Annotated in this window: 18 protein-coding genes; 16 read left to right on the plus strand and 2 right to left on the minus strand. The window is 27.8% G+C overall.

Annotated elements, in window-relative coordinates:
* Window positions 1-22 precede the first annotated feature (22 nt).
* Window positions 23-859 (minus strand): ComEC/Rec2 family competence protein, encoded by an 837-nt coding sequence (locus IC175_RS10935; RefSeq protein ID WP_227851508.1) that lies wholly within the window; start codon window positions 857-859, stop codon window positions 23-25.
* 186 nt (window positions 860-1,045) lie between these two features.
* Between IC175_RS10935 and IC175_RS10940 the strand changes: the two genes are divergently transcribed.
* From IC175_RS10940 to holA, 4 genes are all read left to right on the plus strand, one after another.
* Entirely contained in the window at window positions 1,046-1,951 is a 906-nt protein-coding gene (locus tag IC175_RS10940; protein WP_227432558.1) for a DUF2156 domain-containing protein, read from the plus strand.
* 8 nt (window positions 1,952-1,959) lie between these two features.
* Window positions 1,960-3,144: an enhanced intracellular survival protein Eis gene (gene eis, locus IC175_RS10945; RefSeq protein ID WP_227482854.1), complete on the plus strand. Its 1,185-nt coding sequence runs from the start codon at window positions 1,960-1,962 to the stop codon at window positions 3,142-3,144.
* 129 nt (window positions 3,145-3,273) lie between these two features.
* On the plus strand, window positions 3,274-4,554 hold the full coding sequence (locus IC175_RS10950) for a ComEC/Rec2 family competence protein (RefSeq protein WP_227432560.1): 1,281 nt from the start codon (window positions 3,274-3,276) through the stop codon (window positions 4,552-4,554).
* Window positions 4,517-5,560, plus strand: a complete 1,044-nt coding sequence (gene holA / locus IC175_RS10955) for a DNA polymerase III subunit delta (RefSeq protein WP_227482853.1) — start codon at window positions 4,517-4,519, stop codon at window positions 5,558-5,560. The genes IC175_RS10950 and holA overlap by 38 nt, the downstream gene beginning before the upstream one ends.
* A 190-nt stretch (window positions 5,561-5,750) precedes the next feature.
* On the opposite strand, the gene rpsT is transcribed toward holA, so the two are convergent.
* Complete coding sequence (rpsT, locus tag IC175_RS10960) at window positions 5,751-6,017, minus strand: 30S ribosomal protein S20 (RefSeq protein WP_227432754.1); 267 nt, start codon at window positions 6,015-6,017, stop codon at window positions 5,751-5,753.
* A gap of 541 nt (window positions 6,018-6,558) precedes the next feature.
* Between rpsT and IC175_RS10965 the strand changes: the two genes are divergently transcribed.
* The 12 genes from IC175_RS10965 (at window position 6,559) to dnaK (ending at window position 20,670) form a co-directional block, all read left to right on the plus strand.
* Window positions 6,559-7,080 carry a helix-turn-helix domain-containing protein gene (locus IC175_RS10965; protein ID WP_227482852.1) on the plus strand — a complete coding sequence of 174 codons (522 nt, stop codon included), beginning with the start codon at window positions 6,559-6,561 and terminating at the stop codon, window positions 7,078-7,080.
* A gap of 33 nt (window positions 7,081-7,113) precedes the next feature.
* Window positions 7,114-7,899, plus strand: a complete 786-nt coding sequence (locus IC175_RS10970; protein WP_227482851.1) for an alpha/beta fold hydrolase — start codon at window positions 7,114-7,116, stop codon at window positions 7,897-7,899.
* 303 nt (window positions 7,900-8,202) lie between these two features.
* Entirely contained in the window at window positions 8,203-9,153 is a 951-nt protein-coding gene (gene gpr, locus IC175_RS10975) for a GPR endopeptidase (protein ID WP_227432564.1), read from the plus strand.
* Between the two features lie 17 nt (window positions 9,154-9,170).
* Window positions 9,171-10,178, plus strand: a complete 1,008-nt coding sequence (spoIIP, locus tag IC175_RS10980; RefSeq protein ID WP_227830756.1) for a stage II sporulation protein P — start codon at window positions 9,171-9,173, stop codon at window positions 10,176-10,178.
* 29 nt (window positions 10,179-10,207) lie between these two features.
* The gene (locus IC175_RS10985) at window positions 10,208-10,471 is read left to right on the plus strand and encodes a hypothetical protein (RefSeq protein ID WP_227830755.1); all 264 of its coding nucleotides are present in this window, start codon (window positions 10,208-10,210) and stop codon (window positions 10,469-10,471) included.
* A gap of 282 nt (window positions 10,472-10,753) precedes the next feature.
* Entirely contained in the window at window positions 10,754-12,559 is a 1,806-nt protein-coding gene (gene lepA, locus IC175_RS10990) for a translation elongation factor 4 (protein WP_227482848.1), read from the plus strand.
* A gap of 160 nt (window positions 12,560-12,719) precedes the next feature.
* Window positions 12,720-14,057: a CCA tRNA nucleotidyltransferase gene (locus IC175_RS10995; RefSeq protein ID WP_227851509.1), complete on the plus strand. Its 1,338-nt coding sequence runs from the start codon at window positions 12,720-12,722 to the stop codon at window positions 14,055-14,057.
* A gap of 237 nt (window positions 14,058-14,294) precedes the next feature.
* On the plus strand, window positions 14,295-15,608 hold the full coding sequence (locus IC175_RS11000; RefSeq protein ID WP_227482847.1) for an APC family permease: 1,314 nt from the start codon (window positions 14,295-14,297) through the stop codon (window positions 15,606-15,608).
* 173 nt (window positions 15,609-15,781) lie between these two features.
* The gene (hemW, locus tag IC175_RS11005; protein ID WP_227851510.1) at window positions 15,782-16,957 is read left to right on the plus strand and encodes a radical SAM family heme chaperone HemW; all 1,176 of its coding nucleotides are present in this window, start codon (window positions 15,782-15,784) and stop codon (window positions 16,955-16,957) included.
* 102 nt (window positions 16,958-17,059) lie between these two features.
* A complete protein-coding gene (hrcA, locus tag IC175_RS11010; RefSeq protein WP_227432571.1) occupies window positions 17,060-18,079 on the plus strand; it encodes a heat-inducible transcriptional repressor HrcA in 1,020 nt (339 codons plus the stop codon).
* A 29-nt stretch (window positions 18,080-18,108) separates the two neighbouring features.
* Complete coding sequence (grpE, locus tag IC175_RS11015; protein WP_227432572.1) at window positions 18,109-18,729, plus strand: nucleotide exchange factor GrpE; 621 nt, start codon at window positions 18,109-18,111, stop codon at window positions 18,727-18,729.
* A 93-nt stretch (window positions 18,730-18,822) separates the two neighbouring features.
* On the plus strand, window positions 18,823-20,670 hold the full coding sequence (dnaK, locus tag IC175_RS11020) for a molecular chaperone DnaK (protein ID WP_227432573.1): 1,848 nt from the start codon (window positions 18,823-18,825) through the stop codon (window positions 20,668-20,670).
* Window positions 20,671-20,825: the final 155 nt, after the last annotated feature.

Genomic DNA, 20,825 nt, shown 5'->3' on the forward strand with positions numbered 1-20,825 from the left:
AGTTACAGTTTTATTTCTTATGTTAAGTGTCTATTTTATAGTTGTGTTTTGTAAATATCATTTTACCATCACTATAAAAAACAATATCACCTATTTTATCTGTCCTATAAATTGATATATTGTTTTGTTTTAAATTATTGATAACTTCCTTATGAGGATGTCCATATTGATTTTTATATCCACACGATATTGCGGCTATATCTGGATGAATTTTTTCAATAAATTCTAAAGTAGTTGATGAATTGCTTCCATGATGACCGATTTTTATAAAATTGATGTTATCTAATTTAAAATAATGTAAAATTTCTTTTTCAATTGCTTCTTCAGCATCGCCCATAAATAAAAATGAGGTGTCATTAAAATTTAATTTAAAAACTATTGAGTTTAAATTAGGTTCTTCCTGTATATATGAAGGACTTAATACATATATATTTATATTGTTATCGATATTTAAAACATCATCTCTGTATAGATACTGTATAGATAGGTTTTTATCATTACAAGAACTTATTAGATTTTGATAAGCTTCACTTTCTGTTGATTGTTCAGGCATATAGATGGAGTTTACATTAAATTTTTTTATGACATTATCAAGACTTCCTATATGGTCTGAATCTGGATGCGTAGCTATTATTATATCAATGGTTTTTATTCTTTTTTGTTTCAAGTAACTAGTAACTATATTTCCACTATCTTCATCACCTCCATCAATTAATATATTTTTCTTTGTAGGTGTTTGAACTAAAAGACTATCACCTTGTCCAACATCTATTATATGTATAGATAGTAGAGATTTTTTGTCACAAGCACTTAAAAGTGATATTATAATAAGTATTAATAAAAAAATTTTATTTCTCAATAAAAAATCACTCCAGTCATTACATGTTTATATAATTTTATGATGGGTAATATAAGATATATGGGAACTATCCTATTTTATATTTTAGACAATATAAGTGAAATTAATACCATAACTAAATTGGAGTTTTTATAGATACAAAATAAAATTTTAAAAAATTAAGCAATAAAAAGGTAGGAGGATTTTATGTTTTTCAAAGATATTGAACTAAATTCAAAAAAGGAGCTAGACCCTTATTTTGATTTAGTAGATTATGAAGCTTGTGAGTACTGTTTTAGTACTTTATATATGTGGCAACATGTTTATAAGACAGGATACTATATAGGTGAAGATTTTGCTGTTTTAGTTGGTGAATATGAAGGAGATAGTTTCTCAATATTACCACTTGCTAAAAAAGACAAACTTCCAGAAGTTGTAGATTTTGTACTTGAGTATTTTTCACATAACAACAAAAAGATATACTTAAGAGGTATTACTACTGAAGTGGTAGAATTTTTAAAAGAAAAATACCCAAATAGATTTGAGTATATAGAAGAAAGAGATTTATTTGATTATATCTATGATGCAGAAAGTTTAAGAACGCTAGCAGGTAAAAAGAATCAAAAGAAGAGAAATCATATAAATTATTTCTTAAAAGAATATGCAGGTAGATATGAAGCAAGATTATTAGATAAAGAAAACTTCAATGAATGTTTAGTATTAATGAAAGAATGGGAAAGTAACAAAGAAGAAAATAACGAATTTGATGAAAGTATGGATGATGAATTAGTTGGTATCAAAAAGATATTTAACAATTATGATATTTTAAAAGATAAAGTAAAAGTATTTGGTGTATATGTGGATGGAAAATTAGAAGCATTTAGTATCGGAGAGCTTTTAAATAAAAACATGGCATTAATTCATATAGAAAAAGCCAATCCAGATATAAGAGGTTTATATCCATTTATAAACCAACAATTTTTAGTAAGTGAATTTAAAGATGTTGAGTTTGTAAATAGAGAAGAAGACTTAGGTATTGAAGGTCTGAGAAAAGCTAAACTTTCTTACCACCCTTGTAGATTTGTTGAAAAGTACAGTGTTAGGGAGGCTTAATAAACTATATGGAGATTAGGTATGCTAAAGAAGAAGAAATAGAAAGTATAAAAGAAATATGGAGTTATTGCTTTAATGATAGTGAAAGTTTTATGAAATACTATTTTAATGATAAATATAAATATGAAAATACTGTAATAGCTTTAGATGAAGGAAAAATTGTTTCCTCTCTTCAGCTAAACCAGTATAAATTAAGTTTAAATAGTAAGGTATACAATACATCGTATGTAGTAGGGGTTTCCACACTTCCTGAGGGGAGAGGAACTGGCTATATGAGTAAAGTTATTAAATTTACTTTAAATGAGTTGTATAAGAAAGGACAACTAGTATCTATATTAATGCCAATTGATTATAGACTTTATAGAAGGTTTGGATATGAGCATTGTTATGACCAAATTGAATATACTATCAAAACAGATGATTTAAAAACTTTCAAGGCAAATGGAAAAATGATAAAAGCTAATTTATCACAAATTGATGATTTAATTAAAATAGATAAAGTATTTTTAAATGAGGTTAATGGTAATGTGTTAAAAGATGAACATTATTATGAAAACTTATTTAAAGAAATCCAAAGTGAAGATGGACATTTATATATCCATGAAGATAGTGAAAAAGATGGATATGTAATTTATTTTCTTCAAGGAGATAAAATGTTTGTCAGAGAGCTATTTTATAAAAACATAGATGCCCTTAAATCAATGCTTAAATTTATATATAATCACAATACTCAATGTAAGATAGTTACTATAGCTACTCCTATGATAGATAAGATAAGGTTTATATTAGACAATCCTAAAGACTGTGAGATAAAAATAAAACCTTTTATGATGGGAAGAGTTATAAATGTAAAGCAATTTATTGAAGATATAGATATTGATAAGGATATTAATGGCTCTATAAAATTATATATAGAAGATAAATATATAGAAGAGAATAATGGACTATTCAAAATATCTATACAAAATAAAAAAGTAATGTTAGAAAAATTAAATAAAGAATGTACAGATGAGCTTCAAGAGTGTTTTGATATTAAATTAGATATAAATGCTTTAACACAATTGGCATTTTCTTATATAGACATTGAAGAAGCACTTTTATTAAATAATATAAAGGGTATTTCAAAAAAAACAATAGAAATACTTAATTGCATTTTTTCTAAAAAAGATAATTATATAAATGAATATATATAGAAATGAAAATACGTCAAAAGATTTTAATAAATCTTTTGACGTATTCTTTTGTTTATAGAATAATTTCTTTTGTTTAAAAAATATTTATTTGAAAATAATCTAAATAATATGTTTTATAGAGGAGTGATTATGATTCAAATAAGAAGACCTTTACTAATTATATTAATATTTGTGATAGCTGTATCTTTTATTATCACAAATAAGAAGAAAGAGGATGAAAAATTTAATGATAAGATAATAACTATACAAGGAACAGTTAAAGGAAGACTTGAAAAGCCTAGATATAATCAGTATAAAGTAGGCGCTTTCTTAATAAATGATTACACAAGAACTAAAAATTTGAAAATTGGTCAGAAAGTTAATATTACAGGCAAATTTAAAAGTTTAGCTAAAATGAAATATGAAGATTTTGATTATGGAAGGTATATAAAAAGCACTGGATATAAAGGTATAATATATATAAATAGCTATAAAATTATTGGTAAGAATAAAATATATGACTTAATAGGTAAAGTAAAGTTTTACATAAATAAAACGTATAGATATTTATATAAGAAAAATTCGGATTTTATAAATTCTATATTGTTAGCAGAAGTTGAAAATCTGACAGATGAGCAAAAAGAAATGTTCACCAGAACAGGAACTAGCCATGTAATATCTATATCTGGTCTTCATACAGGCATACTATGTGTTGTAATTGCTTTTTTATTAAGAGGTATAAATAAATTGTATAAATTATTAATATTGTCGATTTTTATATCTTTATATTGTATAATGGTAGGTGCGTCTCCATCTATAATTAGGTCTATAACATTTGTTATGGTTTTCTATTTATCAGTCTTTATTAATAGAAAAAAGGATGGAATATCAACACTGTCTCTAATAGGGATAGTTTTAATTATAAATAACCCCTATGTTATATATAATGTAAGTTTTCAATTATCTTTTTTAGCTACATTCTCTATACTAATATTTTACAATAAAATAAATAGTATTATAAAATTAAGTATGGTATCATTGACAATATCGTCAAATATATTAACCTTGCCTATAATATATTATACATTTAAAGGTATACCATTGGTTTCAATCATAGGAAATTTAATCATAGTGCCATTTATAGGTATAATAATGTATTTGAGTATTGCAAGTTTAATAATATTTAAAATAAGTGTAGTAATAGCTAAAATAATAGCTTTATTTAACAGTACATTGATAGAAATCATATTTTTTTTACTAGAGAAACTCAGCAATTTAAATTTTACATATATTGATATAGATAACCCTAAACTTTATATTGTAGTGATTTATTACATAGGAGTATTTTTTTACATATTTTACATAGAAGGAAAAGAGATAAAGGAGCAAGAAAATGGATTACAAGGATATTATAAGGAATATAAAAGATAAAAAACTTGAGAAAATGTATCTTTTTTATGGCAGAGAGTATTATTTAATAGAAAATGCAATAAAAGTCTTTAAAGAGAATTTAAACGAAGGAATGCTCGATTTTAACTTAGATATAATAGATGGAAAGGAAATAGTCTTAAATCAGCTTATAAGCTCTATAGAGACACTTCCTTTTATGGATGATAGAAAAATAGTAATAGTAAAAGACTTTGAGTTACTAAAAGGAAAGAAAAAGAATTTTACAGATAGTGACGAAAAATACTTGATAGAGCATTTAGATAATACTCCAGACACTACTACCATAGTTTTTGTTGTATACGGAGATATTGACAAAAGAAAATCTTTAGTTAAAAAGATAAGTAATAATGGAATTGTTTTTAACTGTGACAAGCTTTCTGATATGGACTTATTTAAGTGGATAAAAAAATCTTTTGCTCTAAATGAAGTTATAATAGAAAACTCTCAGATAATGTATTTTATTGAACAAGAAGGATATAGAGATAAAAGTAGTGAAAAGACTTTATCAGACTTAGAAAACGAGATAAATAAAATTAGCTCATTTGTTGGAAAGGGAAATAGTGTAACTAATGATATAATAGATAAATTATCTCCTAAAAAGGTTGAAAATGATATATTTAAGTTAATTGATTATATTGGAGAGCAAAGTGCTTCTAATGCAATGAAAATATTGAATGATATGATACAGGAGGGCGAATCTGTTTTAGGTATATTTTCTATGATAGCTAGACAGTTTAAAATAGTTATGCAAGTAAGACAATTACAATTAGAGGGATACTCAGCAAAATTTATAGCAGATAAATTAAAAATTCATCAATTTGTAATAGGAAAAGCATTAAAGCAGGCTAAGAACTTTTCTGATGATATAATCATAGAAATTTTAAACTATATATTAGAAAGTGATTATAAAATAAAAACAGGTCTTATAAGGGATACCTTAGCAGTAGAAATGTTGGTTAGTAGATACTGTAAAAGACAAGCAGTGTAAAAAAAATTATACATTAATAAAAAATAAATAGCAAGATATGTTATAGTTCAAAGTACAAGTAGGCTAGATTGAGTCTAAGAGTATATAATCTACTATAATATGTCTAACTATTTATTTTTTATTGTATAAATTTCCAAAATAAAAAACCCCTACATAGGGGTTATTATATATAAGAAATATAAACTGGTAATTAAGCGTTCATACCGTTTAACTTTTGAGCTAATTTAGCTACTTTTCTAGCTGCAGCATTCTTATGTATAGTTCCTTTAGAAGCTACTTGGTATATTCTTTTTTGAGCGTATTGGAACTTAACAACAGCATCCTCTCTGTTTCCAGCTGCAACAGCATCTTCGAATCTTCTTATTGCAGTTTTTATTTGAGATTTTCTAACTCTATTTAAAGCAGTTTTCTTTTCGATAACACTTATTCTTTTCTTAGCTGATTTTATATTTGCCACCGTGTTCACCTCCCTGTATTTTTTTCTCATATTCATCGTCAACATATTAGATTTTAACAGAAATAAATCTAAAAATCAAGGATTATTATTTATATATTTTAATAATGTTTTTTGTTTTGATTTTTTAGACTATAAATTATGTATAAATAATTTGAAATATTTTGTTTTTATGTTGATATATTTTGTTCTTTAAATATTTTAATAGATACAATTTAATATTTTATTTTTGTAACATATATCTTGAAATAATACAAATTATTAACATACATTTTGATAGTATTTCCAATAATTATAAGATAATACAAGAAATTACTCATTTTTATGGACTTAGTAATAAATTTTATAAAAATATGAATTTATATGGTTAATATGAAAGTTTTTCTATTAATTAAAGGTAATTTTTTTATTGTCGCAGATAAGCAGAACTATACTATCGCTATTTTTATTACTGTTGACTGTTTAATAGTTTTATATCATACTCTTGTATAGTCTAAAAAATTAGACTATAATAATTTTATGGATTAAAGAAAGGATTGATAAAGTGGATACAACAAAACTAATTTTAAATCCAGCTAGACTCCGAATTTTACAGTATATCAGAATTCATGGTAGTGTTCGTACATCTGATATTGTGAAGTATCTAAGTGATATTCCTCGTGCAACAGTTTACCACCATGTTAAAATTTTGGAAGATAACAATATGATTGAAGTAGTTAAAGAAAATCGTGTACGTGGTACAATTGAAAAAATTTATTCATTAAAGGAATATGCTTTGGATATGGAAGTAGATGCATCTGTTTCACTCTCTACAGCATTTCATATGGGTTTGATGCAAGAAATGAATGAATATTTTAGTTTAAAAAATCAAGACCATAAGAAAGACAATGTATTTTTCACTTCAGCATTGTTATATATAACTGATAGAGAATATGAAAATCTTCTTCAAAGTATAGTTGATTTATTGAAGCCATACATAGACCAAGAACCCAAATCAGATTTAAAACTCCGAAAACTCTCAATTATATCTTCTCCACCTGCAAAAAATGATGAGAAGAAGAAATAACAAACATTTTGTTTTTATAAGGAGGCATTATATATGAACTTTCATGAATTTGGGAATAAAAACAATCCACATATCATGCTGATTCATGGAGGTGGGAATGCATGGTGGAATTATTTACGACAAGCACGAGTATTGTCTGAATACTATCATGTAATACTTCCTACACTGGATGGTCATGGAGAAGAATACAAGACTACATATATTTCTACAGAGGATACAGCAGATAAATTGATGAAATATATAGATGAAGAATGTGGTGGTCATCTTTTTTCTCTGTGTGGAGTATCTCTTGGTGGACAGATTGTTATAGAGATTTTATCTCGAAAACCAGATATTACTGAAAAGGCAATTATTGATGGCAGTATTTGCTATCCTAGACCCAATATGGCACGAGCTTGTATGATGTCGATTCGATTTTTTAGAGGGCTTTTATTTAGTGAAAAAGCTTGTAGATTTCAAATTGCTATGATGTCAAAATTATTTCCAAAAAACATGCAATATCCAGATGAAATTAAGAACTATTATATGAAAGATATGCCACATGTCAGAAAAGAAACACTCTATGCTATGTATCGTACTTATATGATGAAGTACACACTTAAGGAGAGTTTAAGAGAAACTACAGCACAAGTGATGTATTGGTATGGTGAAAAGGAAATGAAATGTGTAAAAAACTCTGCAAAGATGTTTCAGTCTTATGTACCTTCTTGTAAAATTTATGAAGCTAAGGGATATAATCATGGTTATCTAGCTATTTATTTGCCAAATGAGTGGTTGGAGATTGCTGAACCATTTTTTCAACAGAATGAAATGATATAGAAATTATAAAGTTATTTTGATAAAAAAGAAATGTATAATGAATGAAAATTTGACAGGAATTTGATAATATGAAATTGATAAATAGATTAAAAGGTAGCGCCTATATAAATAGTTGCTACCTTTTTATATTTGTAAATAGATGATAGTTAAGGAAGTTTACTGACTATTTACTGACCAAACTCAATTTTCTTACATTGAAAGCCTTAATTTTACTTGTTTTAAATAAATTTATAGTTTTTTGTTATAAAATACTAAATTTTGTTAACAATTATAATTAGCATTTAATTTATACTGGAGGTTTATATGATTAATGTAAGAACAGATTTGGCTTTAGAAGCTAGTGAAATGTGTGAAAAATCTCAAGAAGGAAGTAGTATTCCTGGGGTGGAAATAGAAACTAAAGAATTAGAAAATTGTGTTGTAACAAAAGTTGAAGTAATAGATGAACAAGGTTCAGAGATAATGAACAAAGATATAGGAAAGTATATAACCCTAGAAAGTAATCTTATGAAGTTTGATGATGATGAGTCAAGAGAAGAGATGATAAATTATCTAAAAGATGAATTAGTAGATGTATTTGGACAAGACAAAAATAAAAAGACACTAGTAATTGGTCTTGGAAATAGAAATATTACTTCTGATGCATTGGGTCCCAAAAGTGTATCTAAAACACTAGTAACTAGACATCTCTTTAAAAATTACAACAAGGATTATGATGATGATTTTACTGAGGTATCAGCTCTAAGTCCAGGGGTTATGGGTGTTACTGGGATAGAAACTAGTGAAGTAGTGAAGTCACTAGTTGAGAAAGTTAAGCCAGATAGAGTAGTAGCAATAGATGCACTAGCATCAAGAAAAATGGAAAGAGTAAACTCTACTATACAAATATCAACAGCAGGAATATCACCTGGTGGAGGTGTTGGTAATACAAGAAAATCTCTCACTAAAGAAACCTTAGGAGTGGATGTTATTGCAATAGGAGTTCCAACTGTGGTTGACGCAGCAACTCTTACTATAGATGTTTTGGATATGGCAATAGATAATTTAATATCTCAATCAGAAGAAACAGAAAGTTTTTATAATATGTTGAAAAAACTTAAAGAGGAAGAAAAATATCATCTAATAAAAGATTCATTAGATCCATATGATAAGAACTTAATCGTAACACCAAAAGATATAGATGATACAATTGAAAATCTATCTATAATAATAAGTGAAGGTCTGAATAGGTCTTTACATCCAGGTAGATTGTAAAATAAGGAGGAGCAAATATGTTTAAAAAATGCATTAAAGTAGTAACCTTGACTTTTATATTAGCATGCATTTTACCAGGAAAATCATTGGCTTTAAATCAAGATGACTTTTTAAAGTTTTTAGTAAATTCATCTTATCCAGAAGCTAAAGTCGAAGGAAATAATACAGAAAATAAAAAGAGTGATAAAAATAAAGAAGCAAGTAAAGAAAGTAAAAATGAAAATAAAAAATCTGAGGATGTAAGTAAAGCCGACAATAAGAAAGAAAGCGAAAAAGAATATATAAAACTTTATGTTGGTAAAGAAAATGTTCCAGATATTGAGTCAAAAAACTCAGATACAACTGAAACTAGTACTGCGTCTAGTGCAGAGTATAAAGATGACTTAAGAGTGACTAAAGAAAATCCAAGAATTTTGATATATCATACTCATGGGTGTGAAACTTATTCAAACTCACCTGATGGAAATTATCATTCAAGAGATAAGAAAAATTCAGTAATGGAAGTAGGAAATGCATTAACTAGTGCTTTAGACAGTAAGGGATGGGGTGTAGTCCATACTACTAAATACCATGACTATCCATCTTATAATAACTCTTATGCAAGTAGTTTAAAAACAATAAAAAGTATACTCCCTAAATATAATACAGTGGACATAGCAATAGATTTACATAGGGATGCTAGGGATTTAACTAATCCAGCCACTAAAGAAAAAGACCATTTGAAATATACAACTATGATAAATGGAGAGAGAGTATCTAAATTCTTCTTTGTTGTAGGAGGAAAAAATGAAAATAAAGCACAACTTAGAGCTTTAGCAGATGACATAACTGCTTTTGCTGAAAAGAAATATCCAGGCTTGGTGTCTCCAATAGTAGAAAAAGACTATGCTAGATTTAATCAATTTGCAGTTAAAAATCACATGTTAATAGAAATTGGAAATAATGCAACGAGTATAGAAGAATCTAAGGCTACTACAAAGTATCTTGCTGAAATTTTAGATGAATATTTTAAACAAAAAAATTAGATTGTTTAGTGTAATTAGGAGCATGTTGAATGAGCCGATTAGAAAGAAATATAGAAGGTAAAAGTAAACAAAGAAAATATAAGTATATTATGAGAATTATATTTTTAGTTATTATGATTATAGGTACATCCATTTGTGTGTTTATAGTTGATAGTAATGCTAAAAGTATGTTGGGAATAAAGCAACATAATTATTTCTCAAGTATTAAATTTGATATTACAAAGTTTGATATACCAAAGATTGATATACCAGATTTTGATATACACAAAATCGTTGAAAAATTTAATAAGTAGGAAATAAGTGAATAAGGTTTATTGATTAAAATAAGCCTTATTTTAGTTATGTATCTTTAATTGTATAAAATAAAAACACATTAACTATATTTTATAGGATTTACTTTAAGTTTATGATATTATATAATATTTAGTGTTAGACTTGATAATCCACATATAATGTGGATAATTTTGTTTAATGCCAATTAGTTTATATTCAAAAATTTAAAATTTGATATATAAAAAGTTTTTATATAATATAAAATGATAACTATAAGAATAATCAAGAGGAGGGAATTTAAGGTGGACAATAAACAAAGTAGAACTAGAAATTTTAGTATAATTGCACATATAGACCATGGAAAGTCTACCTTAGCTGATAGATTAATACAACAAACGGGGCTTGTCAGTGAAAGAGACATGAAGAGTCAATTACTTGATAACATGGATCTTGAAAGAGAAAGAGGAATCACTATAAAGCTTCAAAATATAAGATTAATGTATAAGGCGAAGGATGGAAATGAATATTATTTAAATCTTATAGATACACCAGGACATGTAGACTTCAATTATGAGGTATCAAGAAGTTTAGTAGCATGTGAGGGAGCATTATTGGTAGTCGATGCAGCACAAGGTGTTGAGGCACAGACTTTAGCTAATGTGTATCTTGCAATAGACCAAGATTTAGAAATATTACCAATAATAAATAAAATAGATTTACCAAGTGCAAGACCAGATGAAGTAAAACATGAAATTGAAGATATAATAGGGCTTGATGCAAGTGAAGCACCTCTTATTTCAGCTAAAACAGGTTTAAATATAGAAGATGTTTTAGAAGATATTGTAAAAAATGTACCTGCACCTAAAGGAGATAATGAAGCACCATTAAAGGCGTTAATATTTGACTCTTATTACGATGCTTATAAAGGTGTTGTAGCCTATGTTAGAGTGTTTGAAGGAACTGTTAAAAAAGGTATGACAATAAAAATGATGAATACTAAGAAAAAGTTTGAAGTAACTGAAGTTGGTGTTATGGCTCCAGGGCAAACTGAACTTAGTGAATTATCAGCTGGTGATGTTGGTTATATTGCTGCTAGTATAAAAGACATAAGAAGCTGTCGTGTAGGGGATACAATAACAGATTCAAATAATCCTACAGAAGAACCTTTACCAGGATATAAAAAAGCTACTCCAATGGTATATTGTGGTATATATCCAGGAGAAGGTGAAAAATATGAAAATGTAAGAGATGCTCTTGAAAAATTACAAGTAAATGATGCTGCCCTTGAATATGAGGCTGAAACTTCAGCAGCACTAGGGTTTGGGTTTAGATGTGGATTTTTAGGTCTTTTACATATGGAAATAATGCAAGAAAGACTTGAGAGAGAATTTAATCTTGATATAATAACTACAGCACCATCTGTTATATACAGAGTTACAAAAACTGACGGAGAAGTTGTAATGATACAAAATCCTGCAAATTTGCCAGAAGTAGCTGAGATAAGAATGATAGAAGAACCTATAGTAAAAGGAGATATAATAGTTCCTAAAGATTATGTAGGTGTTGTTATGGAACTTTGCCAGGAAAGACGTGGAAATATGTTAAACATGGAATATATAGATGAGAGAAGAGTAATGCTTCATTACGACCTTCCTCTTAATGAAGTTGTTTATGATTTCTTTGATGCCTTAAAATCAAGAACTAGAGGATATGGTTCTCTTGATTATGAGATTAAGGGATATGTTGCATCTACTCTTGTAAAACTTGATGTTTTAATTAATAAAGAGCAAGTTGATGCACTTAGTTTTATTGTACATGAAACTCGTGCTTTCCCTAGAGGAAAGGCAATGTGTGAGAAATTAAAAGGAGAAATTCCAAGACATCAATTTGCTATACCTATACAAGCTGCTGTTGGTAATAAGGTTATTGCAAGAGAGACAATAAGTGCTTTAAGAAAAGATGTACTTGCTAAATGTTATGGTGGAGATATATCTCGTAAGAAGAAACTTCTTGAAAAACAAAAAGAAGGTAAGAAGCGTATGAGACAAATTGGCTCTGTTGAAGTTCCTCAAAAAGCATTTATGTCTGTACTTAAGTTGGATGAATAATTTATTAAATTTTTATAAATTTAGATAAATATACTTAAAAGCTAGAGTGATTTTAGAATTATTTCTAAATTAATCTAGTTTTTTTGTGGTATATTTTAATTAAACACATAGAGAATATAAGTAAGAGTATATTAAAGAAAAAATAAAAAAGGTGATATTTATGACTAATATAGAAATTCCTAAAAAAGTGGATTATATAATTAAAGAATTAGAAAAGAATGGTTATGAGGCATATGTAGTTGGAGGATGTGTGAGGGATTGTTTATTAGAAAAAATTCCAAATGACTGGGATATAACAACTAGTGCAAGACCTGAAAAAGTGGTAGAGATATTTGAAAGGACTATTCCAACTGGTATACAACATGGTACTGTAACAGTCATGATTGAACATGAGCCATTTGAAGTGACAACATATAGAATAGATGGAAGTTATAGTGATGGTAGACATCCAGATTCAATAGAATTTACAAATGATATAGTTAAGGATTTGTCAAGAAGAGATTTTACTGTTAATGCAATTGTATACAATTCAAAGACTGGATTAGTTGACCCATTTAATGGTTGTGAGGATATACAAAATAAGTGTATTCGTTGCGTTGGAAATCCAGTAGATAGATTTGAAGAAGATGCACTTAGAATGCTTAGAGCGATTAGATTTTCTGCACAGCTTAATTTTAAAATAGCTGAAGATACTAAACAAAGTATCTACAGAAACGCAGATTTAATAAAATGTGTGTCTATGGAAAGAATTCAAGTAGAATTCAATAAAATGCTAATATCTGATTCATCTAAGTTAAATTTATTAATTTCAACAGGATTATTAAAATTTATAATTCCTGAAATATGTGACTTAGAAGATGTTATTCAAAATAATCCATATCATATTTATAATGTTGGAAAACATACATTGATAGCTACTGAAGTAATTGAAGATGAATTATATCTAAAGCTTACAATGTTATTTCATGATTTGGGTAAAAAAATTACTAAAACGACAGATAAAAATGGAATTGACCATTTTTATAGTCACAGTAGGGAGTCTGTCAAAATAGCAAAGCAAATTTTGAAGAGACTTAAGTATGATAATTATACTATTAATAAAGTTTTAATATTAATACAATATCATGATTATAGAATAGAACCAAAAAGAAAAATTATTAAAAAGTTATTAAATAAACTTGGAGACGTTGAACTATTTGAAGATTTAATAAAGGTTAATTGGGCTGACACACTTGCTAAAAACCCAAAATATGCAAAACAGAAAATATTAAACCTTATTGAGAGTGAAAAGGAATTTAAACATATAATAAGTCAAAATGAATGCTTTCATATTAAAGACTTAGCTATTAATGGAAACGATTTAATGTCTATAGGTGTTAAACCAGGTAAAGATATAGGGTATCTATTAAATAAGATGCTTGAAATTGTTATTAATAATCCAGAACTAAATGAAAAAGAAATTTTAAAAGGAAAAGTATTAGATATATATACATTTTAAGTTAAAAGATTAAACTTTAATTTAATTAATTTAAGATAGTAAATATAATTTACATTAAAAAAATAGACAGTCTTTATAAGGTTGAAATTATGAAGGTTGGTATTCTATAATTTTAAATGTATAGCAAATTAATATAAAGTTAGTAAGTTAATATAAAAAAAAACTTTGGGAATACTAAAACCATAAATTTATAAAATTAATATTTTATGCACTTATAAAACAGTAAGGAGGGACATCATGCGTACTCAACTACAAAAGACTATTGGTCTTTCAGCAGCTCTTTCTACTGTTGTAGGTATGGTTATAGGTTCAGGAGTTTTTTTTAAGCCACAGGCAATATATACCACAACTAATGGAGCTCCAGGACTAGGTATTATAGCATGGCTTTTAGGTGGATTTATAACAATAACAGCTGGACTTACAGCTACAGAAATATCAGCTGCTATCCCAAAAACTGGTGGTATGATGATTTATATTGAAGAAATATATGGAGAAAAATTAGGATTTTTAACTGGATGGATGCAAACTGTATTATTTTTTCCAGGTACGTCAGCAGCATTAGGGGTAATATTTGCTCAACAAGCATCTGAACTTTTAAATATGAGTCCAAACAATATGTCAGTTGTGCTTCCAATAGCAATTGGAGTAATACTGTTTTTATCATTACTTAATATAATAGGTTCATCATTGGGAGGAAAAGTTCAGACAGTAGCTACTATTGGAAAAATGATACCATTAGCTCTAATAATAATATTTGGATTTATTAAAGGCCAAAGTAGTGAGATATTAAATCCATTTGTAGGTGATGGAGTTAATGTATCAAGCGCACTTGGACAAGTATTAATAGCAACGTTGTTTGCATATGATGGATGGATAAATGTCGGTGCTATCTCAGGAGAGATGAAATCTCCAGAAAAAGATTTACCAAGAGCAATAGTTGGTGGGCTATCATTAGTTATGGCAATATATATTATAATAAATGTAGCATATCTTTGGGTTGTGCCAGCAAGTGAATTAGCAACTGTTACTTCACCAGCAACATTAGTTGCAAAAAAATTATTTGGAAATTTAGGTGGAAAAGTAATAACTGTGGGTATATTAATATCAGTGTTTGGTACATTAAATGGATATTTATTAACAGGGTCAAGAATACCATATACATTAGCTGAAAAAGGAACTTTGCCTGCTTCTAAGGTTTTATTAAAAGTAAATTCTGGTGGGTCTCCTGTAAATTCAATACTGCTCATAACTGTATTAGCATGTATATATGCTTTATCTGGTCAATTTAATCTTTTGACAGATTTAACTATATTTTCAATATGGGTATTTTACGTATTGACTTTTGTTGGAGTTATAAGGCTTAGAAGAGAACAACCAAATTTACACAGACCGTATAAAGTTCCTTTATATCCAATAATACCAATTATAGCTATATTAGGTGGATTATTTGTAATAATAAATCAAATACTGACTTCAACAGCAGTATCTTTAGGTGGTATATTTATAACCCTACTTGGATTACCAGTTTATTATTATATGAAGAAAAAATAGTCATTTATTTTAAGTTGAAAAATTTGGATAAAAGTAAAAATCTACTTTTATCCAAATTTTTTATGATATTACATAGTGAAGATGCTTTATATGTTATTTGATGAGTTATTTTGTTTGATTTATAATTTAATAACTGATGCTTTAAGATAATTTTAAGAAATGAGGAATATAAAATGTTAGGACTTTATATACATATCCCATTTTGTGTGAAAAAATGTAAGTATTGTGATTTTAATTCTTATAAAATGGACCTAGATTCAAAAAAAAGATATATAGAAGATTTGAAAATAGAAATGGAGTTATACAGTAATAAATTAAATAGAGATGATAAATACAAAAATAAAGAAGATTTCAATTTAGACAAAAACGATATAATAACAAGTATATTTATAGGTGGAGGAACACCTAGTATTTTAACATCTGAAGAAATAAGAGAAGTAGTTGTAAGTGTAAAAGAAAAATTCAATATAGACAAAAACGCAGAAATAACCATAGAATGCAATCCTGGCACACTGACACTAGAAAAATTAGAAACTATGAAAGAAGTTGGTATCAATAGACTTAGCATAGGGTTACAAGCTGTCCAAGAAAAGCATTTGAACTTTATAGGAAGAATACATAGTTATAAAGAATTTGAGAAAAACTATATGGACGCACTGAGTGTAGGATTTAAAAATATTAATATAGACTTAATGTATAGTCTTCCCAATCAAACACTATGTGATTGGAAGGAAACTCTTGAAAAAGTTACAGGTTTAAATCCAACACATATATCAGCATATTCTCTTATATTAGAAGAAGGTACTGAACTGTATAATATGTATGAAAATAATCAATTTGACCTTATAGATGAAAATATAGATATAGAAATGTATGAGTATACAATAAACTATTTAAAATCAAAAGGATACAATCAATATGAAATATCAAATTACTCACAAGAAGGCTATAATTGTAAACATAATATTTTATATTGGGAATGTGAACACTATATAGGTCTTGGAGCAGGAGCTTCTGGTTATATTGATAATAATAGATATAATAATTTAGAATCTTTAGAGGATTATCATTTAAGTCTGATTAAAGGAGAGAAGCCAATACAAGATAGTGAAAATCTTTCTATAAAAGATATGATAGAAGAAAAGATATTTATGGGTCTTAGAATGAATAAGGGAATAAAATTTAAAGATTTTGAAAAAAATTTTGGAATAGATTTTAGAAAAAAATACAGTAAGCAGATAGAAATGTTACTAGCTAGAGACCTTATAAACCAAAGCTTTGAGGGAATACAATTAACTCAAAAGGGAAGAGAAATATCTAATAGTATATTTATAGAATTTATGGAATGATTTTTAGGGTGTTGACAAAATAAATTTATAATGGTATATAATATATATAATCTTTTTAGCACTCGAACTTAGTGAGTGCTAACAGCTAGGAGGTATAATAATATGGAATTAAATGAAAGAAAATTAAATATCCTCAAAGCTATAGTTAAAGATTATATAGAAACAGCTGAAGCTATAGGTTCTAGAACAATATCTAAAAGGCATGATTTAGGTGTTAGTGCTGCCACCATAAGAAATGAAATGGCTGACCTTGAAGAATTAGGATATTTAATTCAGCCACATACTTCTGCGGGTAGAGTTCCATCTGAAAAAGGCTATAAGTTATATGTAAACTCTCTTATGAGTAAAAGTGAATTAGATGATAATGATAAGATTCTTATTGAACAATGTATGAATCATAACATAAATCATATAAAAGAATTAATTCATGAAACGTCTAAGCTATTATCTCAATTAACTAACTACACAACTGTAGCAGTTACTAAGAGTTTAATAAATCAAAGCGTCATAAAGCATATACAGTTAGTTGCTATGCATGACAATAATATTTTACTTATAGTTGTAACAGATAAAGGGGACTTAAAAAAAGCTAACCTTACAACTAATGTATATTTAGATCAATCTAAGTTAAATTTGATTTCTGATAATCTTACAAAGAAGCTCTTAGGAAAAAGTATAACAGATTTAGATGATAATCTGATTGCTTTTATTAAATATGAAATAAGTGAGTACTCAGGGTTTATAGATGAACTTTTAAATGCCCTAAACTCAAATATGGAAGAAGAAGATTTTTCTCTATCATTAAATGGAGCCACTAATATATTTAGTTATCCAGAATTCAATGATGTGTTAAAAGCAAAGTCATTTTTAAATATGTTAGAAAGAAAGGAAACAATAGCTGACATAATTAAATCAAAGGGAATACAAAAAGAAAATCTAAATATAATAATTGGTAGTGATAATGATTGTAAATTGGCACAGGATTGTAGTATAGTTACAGCAACTTATAATGTAGACAGAGACTTAGTTGGGCGAATAAGCTTCATAGGGCCTACAAGAATGGATTACGCTAGAATTTACTCTATAATAAATTATATGAGTTTATTAATTAATAGAAAGTAAAGAAATTTTAAATTGAGGGGTGTAAAGTCTTGGATAAAAAAAATGAGCAACAAGAAGTAAAAGAAGAAAATGATACTTCTATTAACCAAGAATCTGAAACTCAAGTAGAGTTAGAAGATGAAGTTGTTAATGAAGAATGTGAAGAGTCAAGCGAAAAAACTGATGAAGAAAAAGCTGATGATGAAAATGTAACAGATATAAATTCTAAATTAGCAGAAAAAAAATTAAAAGATGAAGTAGATGAATTAAATGACAAATATCAAAGACTTCAAGCCGAATATGCAAACTATAGAAGAAGAACTCAACAAGAAAAAGAAACAATTGGTGTGTTTGCAAATGAGAAAATAATAACTGAGTTAATACCAGTTATAGATAGTATGGAAAGAGCCTTAGATGCATGTGAAGATAAGGAAGATACTATGTATAAGGGTATAAGCCTTGTACATAAACAATTAATAGATACTCTAGTAAAATTTGGAGTAGAAGAAATAGAAGCAGAATCTAAGGAATTTGACCCAAACTTACATCTAGCAGTTATGCAAGAGAGTGTAGATGGAGTAGAAGCAAATCAAATAGTGATGGTACTTCAAAAAGGATATAAGCTAGGAACTAAAGTTATAAGACCTTCAATGGTTAAGGTTTCTTGCTAAGTATATAAATTAAGGCTAAGATATTTAGCCTAATATAAAATACACAAATAAGTAAAATTTAATTATACAATTACTCAAGGAGGATTTTTAGTCATGGGAAAAATAATAGGAATAGATTTAGGAACAACAAATTCATGTGTTGCAGTATTAGAAGGTGGAGAAGCACAAATAATAGCAAATAATGAAGGTATGAGAACTACTCCATCAGTAGTGGCATTTACAAAAGATGGTGAAAGAATAGTTGGAGAACCTGCAAAAAGACAAGCAGTTACAAATGCAGATAAAACAATAACTTCAATAAAAACTCACATGGGAACTGATTACAAAGTGAATATAGATGGAAAATCATATACTCCACAAGAAATATCAGCAATAATATTACAAAAATTAAAATCAGATGCAGAAAGTTACTTAGGACAAACAGTAACAGAAGCAGTTATAACAGTTCCAGCGTACTTTACAGATGCTCAAAGACAAGCTACTAAAGATGCTGGTAGAATAGCAGGGCTAGATGTTAAGAGAATAATAAACGAGCCAACAGCAGCAGCTCTTGCTTATGGTATGGATAAATTAGACCAAGAAAAGAAAATATTAGTATTTGACTTAGGTGGAGGAACTTTTGATGTATCTATACTTGAAATAGGTGATGGTACTTTTGAAGTTTTAGCTACAGCTGGTAACAATAGATTAGGTGGAGATGACTTCGACCAAATAGTAATAGACTATTTAGCAGATGAATTCAAAAAAGCTGAAGGTGTAGATTTAAGAAATGATAAAATGGCTCTTCAAAGATTGAAAGAAGCAGCAGAAAAGGCTAAGAAAGAATTATCATCAACAATGAATTCAAACATAAACTTACCTTTCATAACTGCTACAGCAGAAGGTCCAAAGCATTTAAATATAGATTTATCAAGAGCTAAATTTGAAGAATTAACTAGAGGTTTAGTTGAAAAAACTATGGAACCAACTAAGAGAGCTTTACAAGATGCAGGACTTTCTACAAGTGAAATAGATGATGTATTACTAGTTGGTGGTTCTACAAGAATACCAGCAGTTCAAGATGCTGTTAAGAAATTTATAGGAAAAGATCCTCATAAAGGTATAAACCCAGATGAATGTGTTGCAGCAGGAGCTTCTATACAAGCAGGAGTTTTAGCAGGAGATGTTAAAGACTTATTATTACTAGACGTTACTCCATTATCTCTTGGTATAGAAACTATGGGTAATGTAATGACTAAGATAATAGAAAGAAACACTACAATACCAACTAAGAAATCTCAAGTATTCTCAACTGCTGCTGATAACCAAACAGCTGTTGATATACATGTACTTCAAGGTGAAAGAAGTATGGCTTATGACAATACAACTTTAGGAAGATTCCAATTAACTGATATACCACCAGCACAAAGGGGAATACCTCAAATAGAAGTTACATTTGATATAGATGCAAATGGTATAGTTAATGTTTCAGCTAAAGATTTAGGTACAGGAAAAGAACAAAAAATAACTATAACATCAAATACTAATTTATCAGAAGCAGATATAGAACAAAAAATAAAAGAAGCTGAGATGAATGCTGAAGCTGACAAACAGAAAAAAGAGAAAATAGAAGCATTTAACCAAGCTGAATCTACTATATATCAAACTGAAAAAACTTTAAATGAACTTGGAGATAAAATAAGTGCAAGTGATAAAGAAGATATAGAAAAAGCAATAGCAGACTTAAAAGTTGTAAAAGATAATCAAGATGCTACAGCAGAAGAACTTAAGAAAGCTACAGAAGAAGTAATGACTAAGTTCCAAAAAGTATCTCAAGAAATGTACCAAAAGGCAGCTCAAGAACAACAAGCAGCACAAGGTGCAGAGCAAGCTCAAGATAATGGACCTAAAGATGACAATGTAGTAGATGCTGACTTTAAAGAAGTAGATGAAGATAAATAAGCTATATAATATAACATCAAATGATAATTGAAGAATAGATTATTTATGAAAATCATATAGATATTAAAGATATATGGACAATATACATCATAAAGAATATAATATATCATAGATTATATAACTTAAAGTAGAATATAAGAATTAATGATAGCTTG

The organism is Clostridioides sp. ES-S-0123-01, from assembly GCF_020658415.1.
In the GTDB taxonomy this organism is placed as follows: Bacteria; Bacillota; Clostridia; order Peptostreptococcales; family Peptostreptococcaceae; genus Clostridioides.